The organism is Stenotrophomonas sp. STEN014 (genome assembly GCF_056760315.1).
In genome coordinates this window covers 135249-156087 of the sequence record NZ_JBRREN010000002.1, presented here as the reverse complement: position 1 = coordinate 156087, position 20839 = coordinate 135249, and the positions used below count along the sequence as shown (strand labels likewise).

Here is a 20839-nt window from a genome sequence, read left to right as displayed (position 1 = left end):
GCCTTCTCCTGCTACTTCCAACTGCCAACTCGCTTGGAACACGGAGTTGGGCTTTACCAGCGCGTCAGATCGTCACCAACCGCGCGCCAGGTACCGTATCCGCAATCCACTTGCGGTTTGAAACGACCAAAGGCCGGGGACTTACGTCCCCAGCCTTGGCTGCATCGCCGTGAATCGATGACGATGCAAGAACTGATTACTTCAGCTCGACGGTAGCACCGGCGGCTTCCAGATCCTTCTTGAACTTCTCGGCGTCTTCCTTCGAAGCGCCTTCCTTCACGACGCCACCGGCTTCGGCCAGATCCTTCGCTTCCTTCAGGCCCAGGCCGGTGATGGCACGAACGGCCTTAATCACTTCGACCTTCTTGGCGCCGGCATCCTTCAGGATGACGTTGAATTCGGTCTGCTCTTCAACCACAGCAGCCGGGCCGGCAGCGGCAACGGCAACCGGAGCAGCGGCGGAAACGCCGAACTTCTCTTCGATGGCCTTGACCAGCTCCATCACTTCCATCAGGGACTTTTCGGCGATTGCGTCGACGATCTGATCGTTGGTAAGGGACATTTTGATTACCTTTTGAAAATATTCTGGATTGAGGTTCCGTACGGAACCACGGGGACGTCGAACTTAGGCGGTTTCAGCAGCCGGCTCGGCAGCTTCTGCAGCTGCGCCACCTTCCTGCTTTTCACCGACAGCCTTGACGGCGCGCGCGAACATGGTGACCGGCTCGGTCAGGACGCGGGCCAGCATGGCCAGGGCCTGATCACGGGTCGGCAGCGATGCCAGCACGTCAACGTGGCCAGCCGGGAACAGTTCCCCGCCGATTGCCACGACTTTCGCCTTCAGCTTGTCATTGCCCTTGGCGGCATCCTTGATCAGGCGACCGGCTGCGCCGGGCTCCTCGAGCGAAAACGCATACAGCAGCGGACCAACCAGCTGGTCCTGGGCGCATGCGAAATCGGTGCCTTCAACGGCACGTGCGGCCAGCGTGTTCTTGACAACTTTCAAGAAAACACCGGTTTCACGCGCCTGCTTGCGCATAGCGGTCATCTGGGCGACCGTGGTGCCAGCGTATTCGGCTGCGATCAAGGAGTGGGCCTTGGCGGCGACGTCTGCCAGCTCGGCGACTACTTCTTGCTTCTGGGACAGATTGAGAGCCATTGCACTCCTCCTATTGAACTCCGCTTACGGCTCCTGCCGTGTGCGGTCCTGGGCGGCTTCCATCCTGGACGCCGGGAGCATCGGGGTGACGCTCCGGTGGTGGCCGTTCTAGAGCTGGAGTGGGCGAACCTGGGTTACCCCAGACGTGCGTGAACCAGAAAAATTCCAGAAAGGCGGCACCATCTACGCAGGGTGATTCAGAACGAATCGATTAAGCGCTCCCGCTATGCCGGCGGCGACTCCTTGCCAGATCGAGCTTCCGTGCCCGTCGCCGGTATGCGCTGACCGCGCCTGCGGTCTTTGACGGCTATCACCCGGGCGGACCCGGGCAACGCCTTCAAAATGACGGATGCGGCGCCCATAGGCACCGCACCCGCTTGAAACGATTACTTCAGGGTCAGCGAGGACTGATCAACCGTCACGCCCGGGCCCATCGTCGAGCTCACCGAAACCTTCTGCAGGTAGGTGCCCTTCGAGGTGGCCGGCTTGGCCTTGATCAGATCGACCAGCAGCGCCTGCAGGTTCGACTGCAGTGCGGCGTTGTCGAAGCTGGCCTTGCCGATGGTGCAGTGGATGATGCCGGCCTTGTCGGTGCGGTAACGCACCTGACCCGACTTGGCATTCTTCACCGCTTCGCCCGGGTTGGCCGACACGGTACCGACCTTCGGGTTCGGCATCAGGCCGCGCGGGCCCAGCACGGTGCCCAGCTTACCCACGACGCGCATCGCGTCCGGGGTGGCGATGACCACGTCATAGTTCAGATCGCCGGCCTGCATCTTCTCGGCCAGATCGTCCATACCGACGGCTTCGGCGCCAGCGGCCAGGGCTTCATCCGCCTTGGCACCGGCCGGAGCAAACACGGCCACACGGACCGACTTGCCGGTACCGGCCGGCAGCACGGTCGAACCGCGCACCTGCTGGTCGGACTTCTTCGCATCCACGCCCAGACGCACAGCAACGTCGATGGACTCGACGAACTTGGCCTTGGTGGCGGTCTTCAGGATGTTGATCGCTTCTTCGAAGGCGTATGCCTTGCCCGGAACGACGGCGGCCTTGATGGCCTTCTCACGCTTGGTCTGTGCCATCAGATTAACCCTCTACCACCAGGCCCATGGAACGGGCGGAGCCCGCGATCGTACGCACGGCGGCGTCCAGGTCAGCAGCCGTCAGATCCGGCTCCTTCGCCTTGCAGATTTCTTCCAGCTGCGCGCGCGTGACCTTGCCCACCTTGTCGGTGTTGGGCTTCTTCGAGCCCGAGGTGATGCCGGCAGCCTTCTTGAGCAGCACGGTGGCCGGGGTGCTCTTGGTGATGAAGGTGAAGGTACGGTCCGAATAGGCCGTGATGATCACCGGCACCGGCAGACCCGGTTCCAGCTTCTGCGTGGCGGCATTGAACGCCTTGCAGAATTCCATGATGTTCAGACCGCGCTGACCCAGCGCCGGGCCGACCGGCGGCGAGGGGTTGGCCTGACCGGCCTTCACCTGCAGCTTGATGTAGCCAATTACTTTCTTAGCCATGAGTTTTTCTCCGGGTGCTAGCGCCTTTCGACAACAGGCTCCCCATCGGACCGGGAATCACGCGTCCCGGCTTTCGCGTTTTGAAATCACACCAAAGGCCACCTCTCGGCAGCCCTTGATCGCACCTTTCCGAGGAAAGAGCCGAAAATTATAGCAACTTTTACGCCAATCGCCTGAATGGGCGAATGCCTATCGATCAAGAGGCCTTTTCGACCTGACCGAACTCCAGCTCCACCGGCGTGGAACGACCGAAAATGAGCACCGCAACACGCAGGCGACTCTTTTCGTAATTGACTTCCTCGACGACGCCATTGAAGTCATTGAACGGCCCCTCGATGACACGGACCATCTGACCTGGCTCAAACAGCACCTTCGGACGCGGCTTCTCCACACCTTCCTGGACACGATCCAAGATGGCAGCCGCCTCCTCGTCGCGAATCGGCAACGGGCGATCGGCAGTGCCACCGATAAAACCCATGACCTTCGGAGTTTCCTTCACCAGATGCCAGCTTTCGTTGTCGATACGCGGAATACCGGCCTCTTCATGGGTCTCGATCTGAACCAGCACGTACCCGGGGAAGAACTTGCGCTCGGAACGGCGCTTCTGACCGGAGCGCATCTCGACCACCTCTTCGGTGGGAACCAGCACATCACCGAAACGCTCCTGCATCTCGTCACGCACAATGCGATCACGCAACGCCTGCGCAACCGACTTCTCAAAACCTGAATAGGCGTGGACGACGTACCAACGTTTCACTGTTTTCTCCTCAACGCCCAAAGAACCACTGGGTCAGTTTCTGGATCACGAAATCAAAACCACCCAGCAGCAGGCTCAGCACGATCACCACCAAAATTACCACCCACGTCATGCGGATGGCCTCCTGGCGGGTCGGCCACACAACCTTGCGCAGCTCGAAACGGGATTCGGAAAGAAATTCGCGAACCTGATGCCCCTTACCGGTCATCATGAACACGGCAACACCTGCCACCAGCCCGACGACGACCGCCAGCACACGCAACTGACCCGACCACGCACCCAACCGGGCCGCCTGCTCGGGCGAAGAGAACCAGAACCAGAAGAACAGACCCGCCAGAGCCAACAACGCAGCCCCGACGTACTTGGCGATATCAACACCCGATGCGGTGCTCTTGGAGTGCTCGATCTTGCTATTCATCCGACTCTTGCTGCTGGTGCGACCAAGGTCACTGGATAGAGTGGGGCAAGTGGCACGCCAGGAGGGACTCGAACCCCCAACCTGCGGTTTTGGAGACCGCTGCTCTGCCAATTGAGCTACTGGCGTATGACTTGGCCTGTTTACACGTCCCTTAGACGGCGAAGGCGGACCGGGGTTCCCGGCCCGCCATTCGCGTAACCAGCAGTTGTGCCGCTGGATACTGCAGAGGTATTACTTGGTGATCTTGGAGACCACGCCGGCGCCGACGGTACGGCCGCCCTCGCGAATCGCGAAGCGCAGACCTTCGTCCATGGCCACCGGGTTGATCAGGGTGACGGACATCTTCACGTTGTCACCCGGCATCACCATCTCGACACCTTCCGGCAGCTCGCAAGCGCCGGTGATGTCGGTGGTACGGAAGTAGAACTGCGGACGGTAGCCCTTGAAGAACGGGGTATGACGGCCACCCTCGTCCTTCGACAGCACGTACACTTCGGCTTCGAACTGGGTGTGCGGGGTGATCGAACCCGGCTTGGCCAGCACCTGGCCACGCTCGACGTCATCACGCTTGGTGCCACGCAGCAGCAGACCGGCGTTGTCACCTGCCTGACCCTGGTCCAGCAGCTTGCGGAACATTTCCACGCCGGTGACGGTGGTCTTGACGGTCGGACGGATACCGACGATCTCGATTTCCTCACCCACCTTGATCACGCCACGCTCGATACGACCGGTCACCACGGTGCCGCGGCCCGAGATCGAGAACACGTCTTCCACCGGCATCAGGAACGGCTTGTCGACGTCACGCTCCGGGGTCGGGATCCAGCTGTCCAGCGCATCGACCAGCTTCAGGATGGCCGGCACGCCAATCTCGGACTGGTCGCCTTCCAGCGCCAGACGGGCCGAACCGGACACGATCGGGGTGTCATCGCCCGGGAAGTCGTACTTGGACAGCAGCTCGCGCACTTCCATTTCGACCAGTTCCAGCAGCTCGGCGTCGTCCACCATGTCGGCCTTGTTCAGGAACACGACGATGTACGGCACGCCGACCTGACGCGACAGCAGGATGTGCTCGCGGGTCTGCGGCATCGGACCGTCAGCGGCCGAGCACACCAGGATCGCGCCATCCATCTGGGCTGCACCGGTGATCATGTTCTTGACGTAGTCGGCGTGACCCGGGCAATCCACATGGGCGTAGTGACGGGTGGCGGATTCGTATTCAACGTGCGAAGTCGAAATCGTGATACCGCGAGCCTTCTCTTCCGGCGCCTTGTCGATCGCGTCGTATGCGTGGAATTCGCCACCGAAGCGCTCAGCGCCAATCTTGGTCAGCGCAGCGGTCAGCGTGGTCTTACCATGGTCGACGTGGCCGATGGTGCCGACGTTGACGTGCGGTTTGGTGCGCTCAAACTTACCCTTGGCCATGGCTGCTTCTTCTCGGTAATCAGATGAAAGTGTTACGTCAGTAAGATGGTGCTCACGAAAGGAATCGAACCTTCGACCTCCTCCTTACCAAGGAGGTGCTCTACCGACTGAGCTACGTGAGCGAGTTGTCTATTATGACATGTTTTCAATTTCGTTCAATGGAGCGGGAGACGGGAATCGAACCCGCACCATCAGCTTGGAAGGCTGAGGTTCTACCGTTGAACTACTCCCGCACCGGGAACACATGCATAACGTAAAACTGGTGGAGGGAGGTGGATTCGAACCACCGAAGGCGTAAGCCAGCAGATTTACAGTCTGCCCCCGTTGGCCGCTTGGGTATCCCTCCGCACCACTCCCTTGTCTAGGACCTTGGCCTTACCGGTCAGGGGTGGGTGAGCCCGCTATTTTGGTGATGAGCGCCGACCCTGTCAACAGAAATCTTCACATTCGATGAAAATATTTCTGACTGCAGCGGCGTACCGATCATTCGCCGGGCATCTTAAGCTTTTCGTCCGCAAAGATGGCGACATGCGGCACGCCATCCATTCCGATCCAGCCGCGATACATGCCTTCGGTATTGAACGGGGTCGACGCCTTCCCATCTGCGGACAACACGATGGCGCCACCATCCCCACCGAGCTCCGGCACGCGCTTGACGATGACTTCCTGCCCGGCCTGCGCCGGGGTCTCCTGCAAGTACTGCAGGCGCGCGCAGATCTCATGCGCTACCGCCAGGCGGATGTAGTACTCGCCCCAGCCGGTGCCGGACACGGCACACTGCGCATTGGCGTAGGTGCCTGCACCGATGATTGGCGAATCCCCTACCCGGCCGTAGCGCTTGTTGGTCATGCCTCCGGTCGAGGTCCCGGCTGCCAGTCGGCCCTCGCGATCCAGCGCCACCGCGCCCACGGTGCCGAAATGTTTGGCGGTTTCCAGATCCGCGTGCGGCTGCCCGGCAACCTCTTCCTTCAGTGCCCGCTGTAGCTGCTGCCAGCGCTTCTCGGTGCGGAAGTAGGACGGATCGACCTGTTCGATCTTTTGCTCGGCGGCAAACATCTCCGCACCCTCGCCCACCATCATCACGTGCGGGGAATGCTCCATCACCGCACGCGCCAACAGGATTGGGTTCTTGACCGTGTGCACCCCGGCCACCGCACCGGCGCGCAGCGTGGCGCCATCCATCAGCGAGCTGTCCAGCTCGTTCTTGCCATCGTGAGTGAATACCGCACCGCGGCCCGCGTTGAAGGTCGGATCGTCCTCCAGCACGGTGATGGCGGCGGTCACCGCATCCAGTGCCGGCTTGCCCGCCATCAACGCCTCATGCCCCTTGCGCAACGCTTCGGTGAGCGCCGCGCGCGCCGCGCGCTCTTCTTCGGCACTGAAGTCCTTGCGTTCGACACCCGCGCCACCATGGATCACCAGCAAAGGTGATGGCGCAGCGGCCGCAGCCGCCCCACAGGACAGCGTTGCCAGGCCCAGCAGTACTGCAGAAGTCAGCTTCATGTGTCGTCACTCCAAGGTAGAGCCCGATTCTAGTCACGCCGCGCCGGGTCTGAACAGACACCGCCAGGATGCCCCGCTCCCTCGGTATTCGAATGGAGCCGGATCCAGACAGGCGGTACCGGCATGGCACCGCCCACGAAACGCAGCAATCCCGGCCGGGCCCGGAAAAGAAAAAGGGGCCGAAGCCCCTTTTTGACGCAGACACCCCGAAGCTCAGTCGGGCTGCAATTCAAGCTCGCCATCCACAACACTGGCCATCGCGGTGAATGCGGCATCGTCAACGGTGAATCCATCCAGATACAGGCGGCTACCGGTACCCACACCGGTCACCGGAATCGAACTGAACTCAAGCGGTTCGCCATCGCTGAGGCGATCTGCGGTGTGGCGCGGCATGACCAGCCACGCATAGCCGTCATCCAGCGAATAGACGCGCCCACGCCCATCCGCCTCGACACACAGCGCCGTGTCCTCATCCACCCCGATACCGACGATGTCGCCCTGACCCCGATCCTGGGCGGCGCGTGCGACAAATGCGATCAAGCGGCCCAGACGATCACGTTTGGCAAAATGCGTGTCGGTCACCACGTTGGACAGATACGGCATGGCTAGGAAGTCTTTGTCCATGGTGACTTCGCTCCCCATCGGATCGCTCAGCGCGGCCGGTGAATTGACGCTCCCCCCATCCAGGGCGCCATAGGCATACCCGCCCAGGATTGCCAGCCCGGCACTGGTTCCGCCAATCGGCTTGCCGGCGCGCACATGGGCATTTAGCACCTCATTGAGCCCGGTACCCTTCCAGAAACGGATGTAGCGCGACTGGTCTCCGCCGGCGATGAAAATCGCATCGGCGCCACGGACCACCCGCAGTACCGCCGGATCATCCGCGGCCTTGCGGCTGTCGAAAACCAGCGTCTGTACTGCGGTGACACCACCGATGTCGTAATAGAGCTCCTTCTGCAGCTCATCGCCACCGGATGCGCGCAGGATCACCACGCGCCCATTGCCGGCGCGCTCAACCCACCACTGGAACGCCTCCGGCACCCAATCGCCGCCCCCCATCAGCATCATCGCCGCCTGCGTTTCACCCGGGCGCGGTGTATCCAGATCACCGACTTCGTAGTACCGGTATCCGGGCTGCGAGAGACCTCGGTTTTCCTCGGCGGCAGCCATCCCCGCCCCTACGAATGCCAGGGCCATCAGCGCCAACCTTCCCAGCCACAAAACCTTGCGCCCCATACCGCCCTCCGCGCCGCACATGTAATCGCTTACACCCCTAATGCCAGACTTTCAGGCAGTGGTCAACAATGTAAAAAAGGTGTTAGATGGGTCACCCCATTCACATTTTCCTGACCGGGGCGCCCGGCATTACCGAGCGTGGCAAGGACATTTTCCAGAACACTTTTCATCAGAGAGCTGAGTCATGCGTAAGCACGCAATGGTGTGTTCAATCCAACTGGCCTTGCTGTCCATGGCCGCCCCCGCTCTGGCGCAATCCACCTCGCAAGGCCAGCCCCAGCAACTGGATACCATCCAGGTCACCGGCTCACGCATTCCCCGCGCCCAGGTGGAGGGGCCGGCCCCGGTAACCGTGGTGACCGCCGAACAGATCAAATCGGCCGGCTTCACTTCCGTCCCGGATGTACTGCGCTCACTCAGCCAGAACAGCGGCAGTGTCCAGGGCCAGCAGAACACCACCGGCGCGCAGTCCACGCCCGGCGCGCAAGCAGTCGACCTGCGCGGCCTTGGCCCCAACCACACGCTGGTACTGATCAACGGCCGCCGCACCGCCGATTTTCCGTTGCCGCTCAATGGCAAGAGCAACTTCACCGACATCGGCAACATTCCGCTGGGGATGATCGACCGTATCGAAGTGCTTACCGGCAGTGCCTCGGCGGTGTATGGCTCCGATGCCATGGCCGGCGTCATCAACTTCATCCTGAAGAAATCCACGGATGGAACCACCTTCGACTACCGCTTCGGCGATACCAGCCGCGGCGGTGGCTCCTCGCGTAATTTGACGATCACTACCGGCTTTGAGCAGGACAAGTTCAGCGGCATCGTCGGCGTTGAACTGATCAACAAGCACCCACTGTGGGGCACCGACCGCAACGTGCAGGACTCAACGCTGGATTCGCCGGCTGAAGAGCGTCGCCTGCCACGCCTGATCGCCCAGCTGCAGAACTGGGACGACGATGAAAACATCGCGCCGGATGACGGCTGCGCCGCGATGGCCGGCCTCAATGGCGGCACCACCGTGCTCGCCGAGAACGACTACGGCCCGTATTGCGGCAGCGAACGCGCCATTGCCTATCGCACCATCCAGAACGAGCGCAAAGGTTTCAACGCCTACGGCTCGTTCGAGTACCGCTTCAATGACGCCCTGTCATGGTTTGCCGATGTCCAGCTGGGCCGGCAGAAGGTCAAGCTGCTGACTGGTACCAACGGCAACGATGTCGCCAGCGACCATATGGGCTGGGAGTTCCACGACCCGAACTCGACCAACAACTACCGCAACAAGATCTTCTACAACGCCACCACCGAGCGGTACGAAAACTGGGCGCGCCAGTTCACCCCGGAGGAGGTTGGCGGCCTGCGAAACCGCATGAATACCACCACCCAGAAGACGTTCGCGGTGACTACCGGCCTCAAGGGCATGTTCGCCGAGGAATGGAACTGGGAGGCCGCCTACAACCACTCCCAGTACAAGGCTGACGTCAAGATGCCGCGCATCAAGGCGGCGGCAGCCAACCGACTGTTCCTGGGCGAGCTGCAGGGCTATGACGATGACGGCATCGCGATCTACACCCCGGATCCGACGCGCCTGTTCACACCACTGACCACCGCCGAGTTTGCCTCGATCGCGGCGATGTCCACCTTCCGCCCGGAAGCCAAGAACGACAACCTCAGCTTCACCGTCGATACCGCGTCGCTGTTCTCGCTGCCTGCAGGTGACGTCGGTTTCGCTGGTGCAGTGGAATACGGCGAGCAGTCCTACAAGATCAATCCCGACCCACTTGCACTCACCGAAGACGCGTACTACGGCCCGCGCTATGGTGATGGCAGCGGCGACCGTGATCATTGGAGTGCCGCCGGCGAACTGCGCCTGCCAATCGCCTCCACCCTGCAGGCCAGCGTTGCCGGCCGCTATGACCGTTACAGCTACGGCAGCAAGAACCCGGGCAAGTTCACCTACAGCGCCGGCCTGGAATGGCGCCCGCTGGATACGCTGCTGTTGCGCAGCTCCTATGGCACCGGCTTCCGCGCGCCGGACATGCACTACCTGTTTGCCGGAAACGACTATTACCGCACCCGCTTCGCCACCGACTACTTCCAGTGCCGCACCGCCGAGCCGGGGGTCACCGATGGCTACTGTTATCGCGACGGCAGCTATGACGGCAGCACGTTCGATGTCTACAGCGGCAACATGAACCTGGACGAGGAGACCAGCAAGTCGTTCTCGGCCGGTTTTGTCTGGTCGCCGGTGGCCAATTTCGATCTGGCGGTGGATTACTACAAGATCCGGATCGAGAACCAGGTGCAGACGCAGGACCGCGAGCTGCTGCGCATCACCGAAGCCAACTGCCGCCTGGGCAGCACCGACAGCGGCGCCGCCGTGGACATCAACTCGCCGACCTGCGTGGACGCGTTGGCACGGGTGATCCGCGACGGTGATGGCAACATCACCAGCGTGCGCTTCGGCCCGATCAACATCGCCAACGAGGAAACCTCGGGCATCGACGTGGCTGCCAATTACCGTCTGCAGACCGCGAATGCCGGTGATTTCAGCATCACCGGCCAATACAACTGGACCCATCGCCACACCCGCCAGCAGTTCCCGGGCGATCCGAAGGAAGACATGCTCGATGTGAGCTTCAGCGCCACCACGTTGCCGCGGGTGAAGTCGAATATCGGCGTCAGCTGGGACAAGGGCGCCTGGGGTGCCAGCCTGTTCGGCAACTACCTGGGCAAGGTCGCCAACTACGACAACGATGCCTGGACCGAAGCCACCTGGCGCTTCAATGCCGGTGCACGCTACGACGTCACCGACCACCTGCGTGTCTCGGTGTCGGTCAACAACCTGTTTGACAAGATGCCGCCGAAGGATCCGACCTGGTCGAACTATCCCTACTACGACACCTCATGGTTCGACAGCATGGGCCGCAGCTACTACCTGCAGCTCACCTGGAAGCTGGGCGGCAAGGCGCTGTAGGGCCTGTCTGCATGTATGTAGTACCAACAAGGCCCGTCAATAGCGGGCCTTGTTGTTTTACGCACGCTGCAAAGTGCCTGCAATCCACCAGTAGCACGGGTCGCCCGGGTAAGCGCAGCGCACACGGGCCACGGGAAGATCCGGACCTGACGGCGCCGGCATTTCTCCACAGCCGCTGTGTGCAATGGATGGAGAAGACTGTGGACAACTGTGCACAGGCCTTGCGCTGCAATGCTTTCAAAAGCGTGGTGAATTTTTCGCCAGTACATCGCGCCGCACGCCGTACAGCCCGCCTTGCAAGAGCGGCGGGAGACGCGAAGCAAGTGCATTGTCAGGTTGCATAAGTGCACCGCGCTTCAAGCATGCCCGCCTCATGGCTTACGTCACTCCAAGCCGGCGGTTCTCCACAAGCGCTGTGCGCAATGGATGGAGAAGGCTGTGGACAACCGTGCGCAGGCCTTGCACCGCAAGGGTTTCAAAAACGTGGCGAAATATTGACCATGCAACAAACCACAGATACAACAAGGCCCCGCAGTGCGGGGCCTTGTTGGTGCGGCAACGCCGGTGGGATCAGACGTTGAAGCGGAAGTGCAGCACGTCGCCTTCCTTGACGATGTAGTCCTTGCCTTCCAGCCGCAGGCGGCCGGCTTCCTTGGCGCCCTGCTCACCCTTGAGGTTGATGAAGTCGTCGTAGGCGATGGTTTCGGCGCGGATGAAGCCACGCTCGAAGTCGGTATGGATCACGCCGGCGGCCTGCGGCGCGGTGGAACCGGCACGCAGCTGCCACGCGCGCACTTCCTTCACACCCGCGGTGAAATAGGTCTGCAGACCCAGCAGCTTGTAGCCGGCGCGGATCACCCGGTTCAGGCCCGGCTCGTCCAGGCCGAGATCCTTGAGGAACTCGTCGCGATCGGCATCATCCAGCTGCGCCATTTCCTCTTCGATGGCCGCGCACACCGGTACCACTTCGGCACCTTCGGCTGCGGCACGCGCACGCACCGCATCCAGGTGCGGATTGTTCTCGAAGCCATCCTCGGCGACGTTGGCGATGTACATCAGCGGCTTGAGGGTGATCAGGAACATGTCACGGATCAGCGCCTTCTCCTCGGCATCCAGACCGGCCGAACGCGCCGAACGACCCTGGTCGAGCACGGCGGACAGCTTTTCCAGCACCGGCTTGCGGGCCAGCGCCTCCTTGTCATTGGCCTTGGCCGCACGGGTGGCACGGTCCAGCGCCTTCAGCACCGATTCCAGGTCAGCCAGCGCCAGCTCGGTATCGATGGTTTCGATATCGGCGATCGGGTCGACCTTGTTGGCGACGTGGATGACATTGCCATCCTCGAAGCAGCGAACCACGTGGGCGATCGCATCGGTCTCGCGGATGTGCGCCAGGAACTTGTTGCCCAGGCCCTCACCCTTGGAGGCACCGGCGACCAGGCCGGCGATATCGACGAACTCCATGGTCGTCGGAATCACCCGCTCCGGCTTGACGATCGCCGCCAGCGCTTCCAGACGCGGATCGGGCACCGGAACGACGCCGGTGTTCGGCTCGATCGTGCAGAACGGGAAGTTGGCCGCGGCGATGCCCGCCTTGGTCAACGCATTGAACAGGGTCGACTTGCCGACGTTGGGCAGACCGACGATGCCACATTTGATACCCATGCTTACTCCACGATTCGAGATTCCGGTTTGCACTCTCGCCAACATCAAGCCGCGAAAGCACAAGCCGCAATCATGGCCGTGCGGTGTGCAACCGCTTCATGGCCTCATTGAAATCACCCGCCACCGCCAGCGGCAGCACGTCGATGGCCGCATCGATGGCCTGCTCCATCAGCACCGCGTCCTGCGGCGACGGACGGTTCAGCACCCAGCCCACCACGCGGTCCTTGTGACCGGGATGGCCGATACCCAGACGCAAGCGATGGAACTTGCCATGCCCGAGCAAGCGGATGGTGTCACGCAGGCCATTCTGGCCGCCGTGGCCACCGTCGAACTTGAGCCGCGCCACGCCGGGCGGCATGTCCAGTTCGTCGTGTGCAACCAGGGTCTGTTCCGGCTCGATCTTCCAGAACCGCTGCGCGGCGGTGATCGACTTGCCGGAGAGATTCATGAAGGTCGCCGGCTTGAGCAGCCACACAGGCTGACCGCCAATATCGACCTTGGCCACTTCGCCGAACAGCTTGCTCTCCAGCGTCCAGCGCACACCCTGCCGCTCCGCCAGGGCCTCAACGAAATGAAACCCGGCATTGTGCCGGGTCCGGGCGTGTTCGGGTCCGGGGTTTCCCAGACCGACGATCAGTCGCAATCCTGTCATGTCAGACGCACCGCAGTGCCCGCCCCGGAAGGCGGGCACTGTCTGGCCGATTACTCGGCGGCCGGAGCCTCTTCGGCACCCGCGGTCTTGGCGATGACAACCGCATCGTCGTGACCCTTGCCCAGCTTCAGGGCCGGAATTTCCACACCGGCCGGCAGCTTCAGGTTCGACAGGTAGATCACGTCGCCGGCCTTCAGCTCGCCCAGGTCGACCACGATCGACTGCGGCAGATCCTTCGGCAGGCAAGCCACGCTGACTTCCTTCAGCTCGTGGGTCACCAGCACGTCGGAGGACTTGCCAGCCGGCGAGGTGTCTTCGTTGATGAAGGTCAGCGGCACCGAGGCGTGCAGCACTTCGTTGTCGCTCACGCGCTGGAAATCCAGGTGCATGATCAGCTGCTTGTACGGGTGACGCTGCATGTCACGCAGCAGCACCTTGTGGATGGTGCCGTCCAGGTTCAGGTCGATGATCGACGAGTAGAACCAGTCGTTGAACTGGGCCAGCCAGATTTCGTTGTGGTTGAACTGGACCATTGCGGGTTCGCGATCACCACCGTAGATGATGCCCGGCACCACGCCGGCATGACGCAGGCGGCGGCTCGCACCCTGACCTTGCACGTCACGACGGACGACTTTGATTTCGTGAGACTTTGCCATTGTTGACTACTCTTGGTTGATGCACCGCCTCGCGGCGCTGCGTAAAGACTCTTCCGCGACCAGAAGAGTCTGTTGTGGTCCCCGGCAGGCCGGGAACCGGATTCATCAATCCACGTACATCGAGCTGACCGACTCACCGAAGGCGATGCGGCGCATCGTCTCGGCCAGCATTTCGGCCACGCTGATCTGGCGGATCTTGGGACAGACGCGCGCCGCTTCGGACAGCGGAATCGTATCGGTCACCACCAGCTCGTCGAGCTGCGAGTTGTTCAGGTTGTCCACGGCCGGGCCCGAGAGCACGGCGTGGGTGCAGTACGCGGCCACCTTCAGCGCGCCACGCGCCTTGAGGGCAGCAGCGGCGGCACAGAGGGTGCCCGCAGTGTCGACGATGTCGTCGACCATCACGCAGGTCTTGCCCTCGACGTCACCGATGATGTTCATCACCGTGGCGACGTTGGCACGCGGACGACGCTTGTCGATGATGGCCAGGTCGGCATCATCCAGGCGCTTGGCCACGGCACGGGCGCGCACCACGCCACCCACGTCCGGACTGACCACGATCAGGTTGTCGGTGCCGTAGGCGCGCCAGATGTCGGCCAGCAGCAGCGGCGAGGCGTAGACATTGTCCACCGGCATGTCGAAAAAGCCCTGGATCTGGTCGGCATGCAGGTCGACGGTGAGGATCTGGTCGGTATTGACCGCCGAGAACATCTTGGCCGCGACCTTGGCGGTGATCGGCACGCGCGAGGAACGCATGCGGCGATCCTGGCGGGCGTAGCCGAAGTACGGCACCACCGCGGTGACGGACGAGGCACTCGCGCGCTTGAGCGCGTCGATGATCACCAGCAGTTCCATCAGGTTTTCCGCGCTGGGCGCGCCCGTGGACTGCACCACGAACACGTCCTGCTTGCGCACGTTTTCCTGGATCTCGACCTGCACTTCGCCGTCGGAGAACTTGGACACGAGCGCCTTGCCGGGCCTCACCCCCAGTTCCTTGCAGATGCTCTGCGCAAGATGGCGGTTGGCATTGCCGGAAAAGACCAGCAGGTTCGGGGACTCTTGCATGACAGCTCTCTCGGGCGGGGGCGAGTAGCGAAAAGACATCAGGGGTGCAGAAGTGGCGCGTGTTGCGTGTCGCGCACTCCATTGCGCTTACAGCCGTAGGAAAGAGTGGCAGGGGCGGTAGGATTCGAACCTACGAATGCCAGGATCAAAACCTGGTGCCTTGGGCCTCTTGGCGACGCCCCTGCATCAAACAATTCCTGTCGTCTCCAGCGCATCGAGCAGTGGCGAGTGATCAACACCCGCAGCCACCCATGCCCGCAGCTCCTTCGGCAATTCCGCCAGGGCCTGCTCTGCGGCAGCGCATGTGGCGAATTCGACGAAACAACCGCTTCCCGACCCCGTGAGCCGTGCCCGACCAATGCCTGCCAATGCCTGGAATACCGCCTCGATGGCAGGTTCCCGACGCCGCAGCACCGGCTCGAACGCATTTCCGAGGACGGTCCCGGAAGCGAAGTCGGCTATTTTCACGGGTGTGGCATCCCGCGTCAAATCCGGTGAACGGAAAAGTTCAGCCGTGGGCACATGGACACCCGGATCCACCAGCACATACCACGCCTGCGGCAGGGTCAGCGGCGTGAGCTTTTCGCCCACCCCTTCGGCCCAGGCGTTGCGCCCGCGCACGAACACCGGCACATCCGCGCCCAGTCCCAGCGCCAGCGCGGCCAGCGCGTCTTCATCCAAGCCGGTATCCCAGAGCAGGTTCAACGCCACCAGGACGGTGGCCGCATCGGAGGAACCGCCACCGAACCCGCCGCCGGCCGGAATGTGCTTTTCGACCCGGATATCGGCCCCCAGCGTGCTGGCGGACGCCTTCTGCAACGCCAGCGCCGCGCGCACCACCAGGTCGTCGGCCTCGGCCACGCCGGGAACAGACGGTCCCTCGCGATGGATCTGACCGTCTTCACGCACACGCAGGCCGATCCGGTCACCCCAGTCCAGCAGACGGAACACGCTCTGCAGTTCGTGGTAGCCATCGGCCCGGCGGCCGGTGATATGCAGAAACAGATTCAGCTTGGCCGGCGCCGGCCAGTACGACCAGCACGGGCCATCGACAACCGTGTTCATGGAGTGCCCATTCCCCATTCATCGACGATCAGGCGCACCTTGGCATCGCCATTGACCGCCTCGATCCGCCGCGGAAGCGACGGGCGCCCGGCTTCGGCCGGGTACCAGTCCAGGTAGTCGACCTGCCAGCCCTGCTGGCGCAACACCCGCGGCCGGCCTTCGGCATCGAACCCCAAATGATCGGGGGCCACCGCATCCTGCGCCGACAGACCCCGCACCCAGTCGGGCAGCTGGGCGACCGGGATTTCCCAGCCGGTGGCCTGCAGCAGCACCAGACCGGCATCGTCACCGGCGCGCGGGCCACCCTCCAGGCCGTCCAGCCGCGCCGGCTGACCGGGACCGCCGCTGAGCTGCCAGCTCTGGCGGGTGACCGGCGCAGCCAGGCTGATGCGGTAGTCCTGTGCCTGCTGCTGCCAGTCGATGCGGCCGTTGCCGCCATTCTTGCCTTTGCTGATCGCCACGCGTCCCTGGAAGGACCATTGCGACTGCGCGCGCACGGCGGCCTGCCGCGCCTGCTCGGCGGCCTGCGCCGCGGCCGACACCTGCGCCACCTCGGCGGCCAACGGCGCTTTCTGTTTCGTTCCGACCGAACCACAGGCGCCCAGCGCCGCAGCCGTAACCAAAACCAGCGGTATCCGCCACATCAACGTATTCATGCACCCAACTTCTCAGTCGCACGCTGCAGCGCGCGGTTGTCCGGATCCAGCTTGCGGGCCTCCTCGAAGAAGCGCCGGGCTTCCTCCTTCTGGCCCAGCACCCACAGCACTTCGCCCACGTGGGCGGCAATTTCCGGGTCCTTGTTCAAGGTCCAGGCGCGGCGCAGCTGCACCAGCGCCTCCTCGTTGCGCCCGAGCCGGTAGAGCACCCAGCCGTAGCTGTCGACGATGGCAGCATTGTCCGGCTCGGCGACGCGGGCGCGGTCGATCAGCTCCAGCGCTTCCTGGTAACGGCTGGTGCGATCGGCCAGGGTGTAGCCCAGCGCATTGAGCGCGGCCACGTTTTCCGGCTCGGTGACCAGGATCTTGCGCAGATCGGCCTCGGCACGCGGCACGTCGTCATTGCGTTCCCACGCCAGCGCCCGGGCATACAGCAGGGCGTTGTCATCCGGGTAGGCCGCCAGCCCGCGCGCCAGCACATCCAGCTCGCCACGCGCATCGTCATCGCGCAGCCGCAGCTCGGCCTCCAACAGGTAGGCGTCGCGGCGCACCTCGTCATCGACCGCGGCATCGCCCTGGATTGCACGCACCTCCTGGGTGGCCTGTTTCTTTTCGCCCAGCTCGTGCAGCGCATTCACCGCCCGCAGGCGGGCCTCGCCACGCTGCGGCCCGCCGGGAACACCGTGATACCAGTCCACGGCTTCCGGGTAGCGCTTGAGGTACTCGGCGATCTTGCCCAGCAGCAGGCGCTGCTCGGGATCGGGCTTGCTGGCCTTGGCCGAGATGTCCCGATACAGCGCCAGCAGCGCCGCATCGTCCTTCTGCTTGGCCAGCAGCGAGGCGCGCATGCCCCAGGTCTGCAGGTTCTGTTCACCGATCGACAGCACACGCTCTGCCGCCGCCGGCGCGCCGAACGCGTCGTAGGCGAAGGCCAGCGCGTTGCGCAGCTCCTCGTCTCCCACGGCCTTGGGCTCGACGCCTTTGAGCAGCGCCAGCGCCTCATCCTTTTTGCCGGCCTGGTTGAGCTGGGAGGCATGCAGCAAGGTCACCCGCGGCTCGTCCGGGAAACGCCTGACCACTTCCCCGACCATGCGCCGGGCCAGCTCGGGCCGCTCCATTCGCAGCGCCAGACGGCCGAATTCCTGCCAGGCCTCCAGGTCATCGGGAATCGCGCCGGCATCGACCAGCGCTCCCAGCACCTGCGCCGGCACCGCCGGATCACGCCCGCCAGTGGCCAGCGCCAGCAGCGCATAGCGCCAGCTCCGTGGCTCTGGCGCGCGCAGGACTGTCAGCAGCTCTTTGCGCGCCAGTCGTGTATCGCCCTTGCGCATGGCCAGCGAGGCACGGGTGCCATGCACCGCCAGCGAACCTGGATCCCGCCGCGCCCACAGCGCCAGCGCTTCGGCGGCGCGGGTGTCATCGTCGGCCAGCATCGCGATGCGCGTGGCCCGTTCGGCCAGCCCCGCATCATCCTTGCCTTCTTGCGCGGCCTGCAGGTACCAGCGCGCGGCATCGGCCAGCTTGCCGGCCTGGAGCGAAAACTCGCCGGCCAATACCGGCGTCAGCGAGGCACTGTGATCGGCTGATTCCTTGGCCCAGGCGGCCTGCGGCGGGGCCGCCGACAGCGGAAATACCGGCAAACAGAGCAACAGAACGGTGCATATGCGATTGAGTACGGGCATCTGGCGCGACCGGGCCGTAAAATGGCGGCCTTGAATGGCCAGCAGCTTATCGCAAGCAACTGAACGAATGACCCTGTGGGTGCTCGGACTGAATCACCAGACCGCGCCGGTGGAACTGCGCGAACGCGCGGCCTTCGGCGGCGACGCCCTGCCCCGTGCACTGGAATCGCTGCGGCAATCGGCGGAGCTGTCCGAGGCCGTGCTGCTGTCCACCTGCAACCGCACCGAGCTGTACGCGGTGGCGGAGGACAGCCAGGCGCTGGCCCACTGGCTGCAATCCCACGCCGGTGATCTGCAGGGCTACCTGTACCAGCACTGCGATGGCGAGGCGGTGCGTCACCTGTTCCGCGTGGCCACCGGACTGGATTCGATGGTGCTGGGCGAGCCGCAGATCCTGGGACAGGTGAAGGATGCCTGGGCACTGGCCCGCGACAGCGGTGCGATCGGCCAGCAGCTCGATCGCCTGTTCCAGCAGACGTTCTCGGTCGCCAAGCGTGCCCGCACCGACACCCGGATCGGCGCCAACCCGGTCTCGGTGGCATCCACCGCGGTACGGCTGGCGCAGGACTCTTTCGCGCGGATGGACGAATCCAGCGTGCTGCTGGTGGGTGCCGGCGAAACCATCGAGCTGGCGGCCAAGCACCTGAGCGAGGCCAAGGTGAAGCGGCTGCTGATCGCCAACCGGACGCTGGCCCACGCCCAGGATCTGGCTACCCGTCACGGTGGCGTGGCCTTGCCGCTGGGCGAACTGGAGCGGCATCTGGGCGAGGCCGACGTGGTGTTCTCCGCCACCGCCGCGCGCGAACCGGTGATCCTGCACCGCCATGTCGCCACCGCGCTGCGCTCACGCCGGCACAAGCCGATGCTGCTGTTCGACCTGGCGGTGCCGCGCGATATCGAAGCCGAAGTAGGCAGCCTGTCCGATGCCTACCTGTACACGGTGGACGACATGGAGCGTGCGGTGGAGGAAAACCGCCGCGGACGCCGTGAAGCCGCGGCCGAAGCCGAAGCCATCATCGACCTGCAGGTCAGCCGTTACCAGGAAAGCCTGCGCGCGGCACACCTGCAGGCGCCGATCCGGCAGTTGCGCGCGTTCGGCGAGGCCACCCGTGCCGAACTGCTGGCCAAGGCCCGGCAGCAGCTGGCCCATGGCAAGCCGGCCGAGGACGTGCTCGACCAGCTCGCCCACAGCCTGACCAATCGCCTGCTGCATCCGCCCACCGCCGCGCTGCGCCAGGCCGCGCTGGAAGGCGACACCGAACTCACCCGCGCCGCCGAGCGCCTGTTCCCGGCCACCCCCGGGTATCAACACCCTGTTGCGAGGACCGATGACGCCGACCCTGCGCCGTAAGCTGCTGGCACTGGCCGAGCGCCGTGAAGAACTCGAACGCCTGCTGTCCGAACCGGACGTGGTCGCCGACAACGAGCGCTTCCGCAACTTCTCCCGCGAATTCTCCCAGCTCGAACCGGTCGCCACCGCGCTGGCCGAGGAAGCGCGGGCCAAGGCCGACCTGGCCGCGGCCGAAGCGATGCGCGCCGACCCGGAACTGCGCGAGCTGGCCGAGGAGGAGATCGCCGGCGCGCAGGCGCGCCTGCAGCGGCTGGACGAGGAACTGGCGCTGTTGCTGGTGCCACGCGATCCGCGCGACGACGGCAACCTGTTCCTGGAAGTGCGCGCCGGCACCGGCGGCGACGAGGCGGCGATCTTCGCCGGCGACCTGTTCCGCATGTACGCCCGCTACGCCGAGCGCCAGGGCTGGAAGGTGGAGATCGAGTCGGACAATCCCGGCGAGCATGGCGGCTACAAGGAAGTGGTGGCGCGCGTGGTCGGCCGTGGCGCGTACTCGCGCCTGAAATTCGAATCCGGCACCCATCGCGTGCAGCGGGTGCCGGCCACCGAATCGCAGGGCCGCATCCACACCTCGGCTGCCACCGTGGCGATCATTCCCGAGACCGATGACGTCGAAGACGTCGTCATCAACCCGGCCGATCTGCGGGTGGACACGTTCCGCTCTTCCGGTGCCGGTGGCCAGCACGTCAACAAGACCGAATCGGCGATCCGCATCACCCACGTGCCCAGCGGCGTGGTGGTCGAATGCCAGACCGAGCGCAGCCAGCACGCCAACCGCGACAAGGCGATGAAGCGGCTCAAGGCGCAGCTGCTCGATGCCGAGCGCAGCAAGCAGGCCGCGGCGCAGGCCGAATCCCGGCGCCTGCAGGTCGGCAGCGGCGACCGCAGCCAGCGCATCCGCACCTACAACTTCCCGCAGGGCCGCATCACCGACCACCGCGTCGAGGGCCTGACCCTGTACGACCTGCCCAACATTATCGAAGGCGACCTGGACGCGCTGGTCGGCCGCCTGCAGCACGAGCACCAGGTCGACGAACTGGCGCGACTGGCCGAGGGCAGCTGA

At 63.9% G+C, this 20839-nt stretch carries 19 protein-coding genes and 5 tRNA genes; 3 read left to right on the top strand and 21 right to left on the bottom strand.

Features of this window, described 5'->3' with window-relative positions; all coding sequences use genetic code 11:
• Positions 1–196: 196 nt before the first annotated feature.
• The 13 genes from rplL to ACVOMC_RS03255 form a co-directional block, all read right to left on the bottom strand.
• A complete protein-coding gene (gene rplL, locus ACVOMC_RS03315; protein ID WP_054657537.1) occupies positions 197–562 on the bottom strand; it encodes a 50S ribosomal protein L7/L12 in 366 nt (121 codons plus the stop codon).
• Positions 563–625: 63 nt separating this feature from the next.
• Positions 626–1159, bottom strand: coding sequence for a 50S ribosomal protein L10 (gene rplJ / locus ACVOMC_RS03310; protein WP_057506325.1), 534 nt, complete (start codon positions 1157–1159; stop codon positions 626–628).
• A gap of 386 nt (positions 1160–1545) precedes the next feature.
• The gene (gene rplA, locus ACVOMC_RS03305) at positions 1546–2244 is read right to left on the bottom strand and encodes a 50S ribosomal protein L1 (protein WP_054657540.1); all 699 of its coding nucleotides are present in this window, start codon (positions 2242–2244) and stop codon (positions 1546–1548) included.
• Positions 2245–2248: 4 nt separating this feature from the next.
• Complete coding sequence (gene rplK, locus ACVOMC_RS03300; RefSeq protein WP_054657543.1) at positions 2249–2677, bottom strand: 50S ribosomal protein L11; 429 nt, start codon at positions 2675–2677, stop codon at positions 2249–2251.
• A gap of 196 nt (positions 2678–2873) precedes the next feature.
• The gene (nusG, locus tag ACVOMC_RS03295) at positions 2874–3434 is read right to left on the bottom strand and encodes a transcription termination/antitermination protein NusG (RefSeq protein ID WP_054657545.1); all 561 of its coding nucleotides are present in this window, start codon (positions 3432–3434) and stop codon (positions 2874–2876) included.
• 10 nt (positions 3435–3444) lie between these two features.
• Positions 3445–3852, bottom strand: a complete 408-nt coding sequence (gene secE / locus ACVOMC_RS03290; RefSeq protein WP_481522828.1) for a preprotein translocase subunit SecE — start codon at positions 3850–3852, stop codon at positions 3445–3447.
• A gap of 50 nt (positions 3853–3902) precedes the next feature.
• Positions 3903–3978, bottom strand: a tRNA-Trp gene (locus ACVOMC_RS03285).
• Between the two features lie 105 nt (positions 3979–4083).
• On the bottom strand, positions 4084–5274 hold the full coding sequence (gene tuf, locus ACVOMC_RS03280; protein WP_481522827.1) for an elongation factor Tu: 1191 nt from the start codon (positions 5272–5274) through the stop codon (positions 4084–4086).
• 46 nt (positions 5275–5320) lie between these two features.
• Positions 5321–5396, bottom strand: a tRNA-Thr gene (locus ACVOMC_RS03275).
• 37 nt (positions 5397–5433) lie between these two features.
• A tRNA-Gly gene (locus ACVOMC_RS03270) sits at positions 5434–5507 on the bottom strand.
• A 27-nt stretch (positions 5508–5534) separates the two neighbouring features.
• Positions 5535–5620 (bottom strand) — tRNA-Tyr (locus ACVOMC_RS03265).
• Positions 5621–5757: 137 nt separating this feature from the next.
• A complete protein-coding gene (locus ACVOMC_RS03260; RefSeq protein ID WP_057506577.1) occupies positions 5758–6777 on the bottom strand; it encodes an isoaspartyl peptidase/L-asparaginase family protein in 1020 nt (339 codons plus the stop codon).
• A gap of 213 nt (positions 6778–6990) precedes the next feature.
• Entirely contained in the window at positions 6991–8013 is a 1023-nt protein-coding gene (locus tag ACVOMC_RS03255) for a cyanophycinase (RefSeq protein WP_481522826.1), read from the bottom strand.
• Between the two features lie 184 nt (positions 8014–8197).
• Between ACVOMC_RS03255 and ACVOMC_RS03250 the strand changes: the two genes are divergently transcribed.
• Positions 8198–10987 carry a TonB-dependent receptor plug domain-containing protein gene (locus ACVOMC_RS03250; protein ID WP_481522825.1) on the top strand — a complete coding sequence of 930 codons (2790 nt, stop codon included), beginning with the start codon at positions 8198–8200 and terminating at the stop codon, positions 10985–10987.
• A gap of 570 nt (positions 10988–11557) precedes the next feature.
• On the opposite strand, the gene ychF is transcribed toward ACVOMC_RS03250, so the two are convergent.
• From ychF to ACVOMC_RS03210, 8 genes are all read right to left on the bottom strand, one after another.
• Positions 11558–12649 (bottom strand): redox-regulated ATPase YchF, encoded by a 1092-nt coding sequence (gene ychF, locus ACVOMC_RS03245; protein ID WP_481522824.1) that lies wholly within the window; start codon positions 12647–12649, stop codon positions 11558–11560.
• A gap of 70 nt (positions 12650–12719) precedes the next feature.
• On the bottom strand, positions 12720–13301 hold the full coding sequence (pth, locus tag ACVOMC_RS03240) for an aminoacyl-tRNA hydrolase (protein WP_057506574.1): 582 nt from the start codon (positions 13299–13301) through the stop codon (positions 12720–12722).
• A gap of 50 nt (positions 13302–13351) precedes the next feature.
• Complete coding sequence (locus ACVOMC_RS03235) at positions 13352–13957, bottom strand: 50S ribosomal protein L25/general stress protein Ctc (protein ID WP_054658192.1); 606 nt, start codon at positions 13955–13957, stop codon at positions 13352–13354.
• 105 nt (positions 13958–14062) lie between these two features.
• The gene (locus ACVOMC_RS03230) at positions 14063–15022 is read right to left on the bottom strand and encodes a ribose-phosphate diphosphokinase (protein WP_054658190.1); all 960 of its coding nucleotides are present in this window, start codon (positions 15020–15022) and stop codon (positions 14063–14065) included.
• A gap of 106 nt (positions 15023–15128) precedes the next feature.
• Positions 15129–15205 (bottom strand) — tRNA-Gln (locus ACVOMC_RS03225).
• A gap of 3 nt (positions 15206–15208) precedes the next feature.
• Positions 15209–16087 (bottom strand): 4-(cytidine 5'-diphospho)-2-C-methyl-D-erythritol kinase, encoded by an 879-nt coding sequence (gene ispE, locus ACVOMC_RS03220; protein ID WP_481522823.1) that lies wholly within the window; start codon positions 16085–16087, stop codon positions 15209–15211.
• On the bottom strand, positions 16084–16743 hold the full coding sequence (gene lolB, locus ACVOMC_RS03215; RefSeq protein WP_481522822.1) for a lipoprotein insertase outer membrane protein LolB: 660 nt from the start codon (positions 16741–16743) through the stop codon (positions 16084–16086). Before lolB ends, ispE begins: the two co-directional genes overlap by 4 nt.
• A complete protein-coding gene (locus tag ACVOMC_RS03210; protein ID WP_481522821.1) occupies positions 16740–18425 on the bottom strand; it encodes a tetratricopeptide repeat protein in 1686 nt (561 codons plus the stop codon). The genes lolB and ACVOMC_RS03210 overlap by 4 nt, the downstream gene beginning before the upstream one ends.
• A gap of 67 nt (positions 18426–18492) precedes the next feature.
• Between ACVOMC_RS03210 and hemA the strand changes: the two genes are divergently transcribed.
• Together hemA and prfA are read left to right on the top strand one after the other, a co-directional pair.
• Positions 18493–19776, top strand: a complete 1284-nt coding sequence (gene hemA / locus ACVOMC_RS03205) for a glutamyl-tRNA reductase (protein ID WP_481522820.1) — start codon at positions 18493–18495, stop codon at positions 19774–19776.
• Positions 19754–20839, top strand: coding sequence for a peptide chain release factor 1 (gene prfA / locus ACVOMC_RS03200; RefSeq protein ID WP_481522819.1), 1086 nt, complete (start codon positions 19754–19756; stop codon positions 20837–20839). Before hemA ends, prfA begins: the two co-directional genes overlap by 23 nt.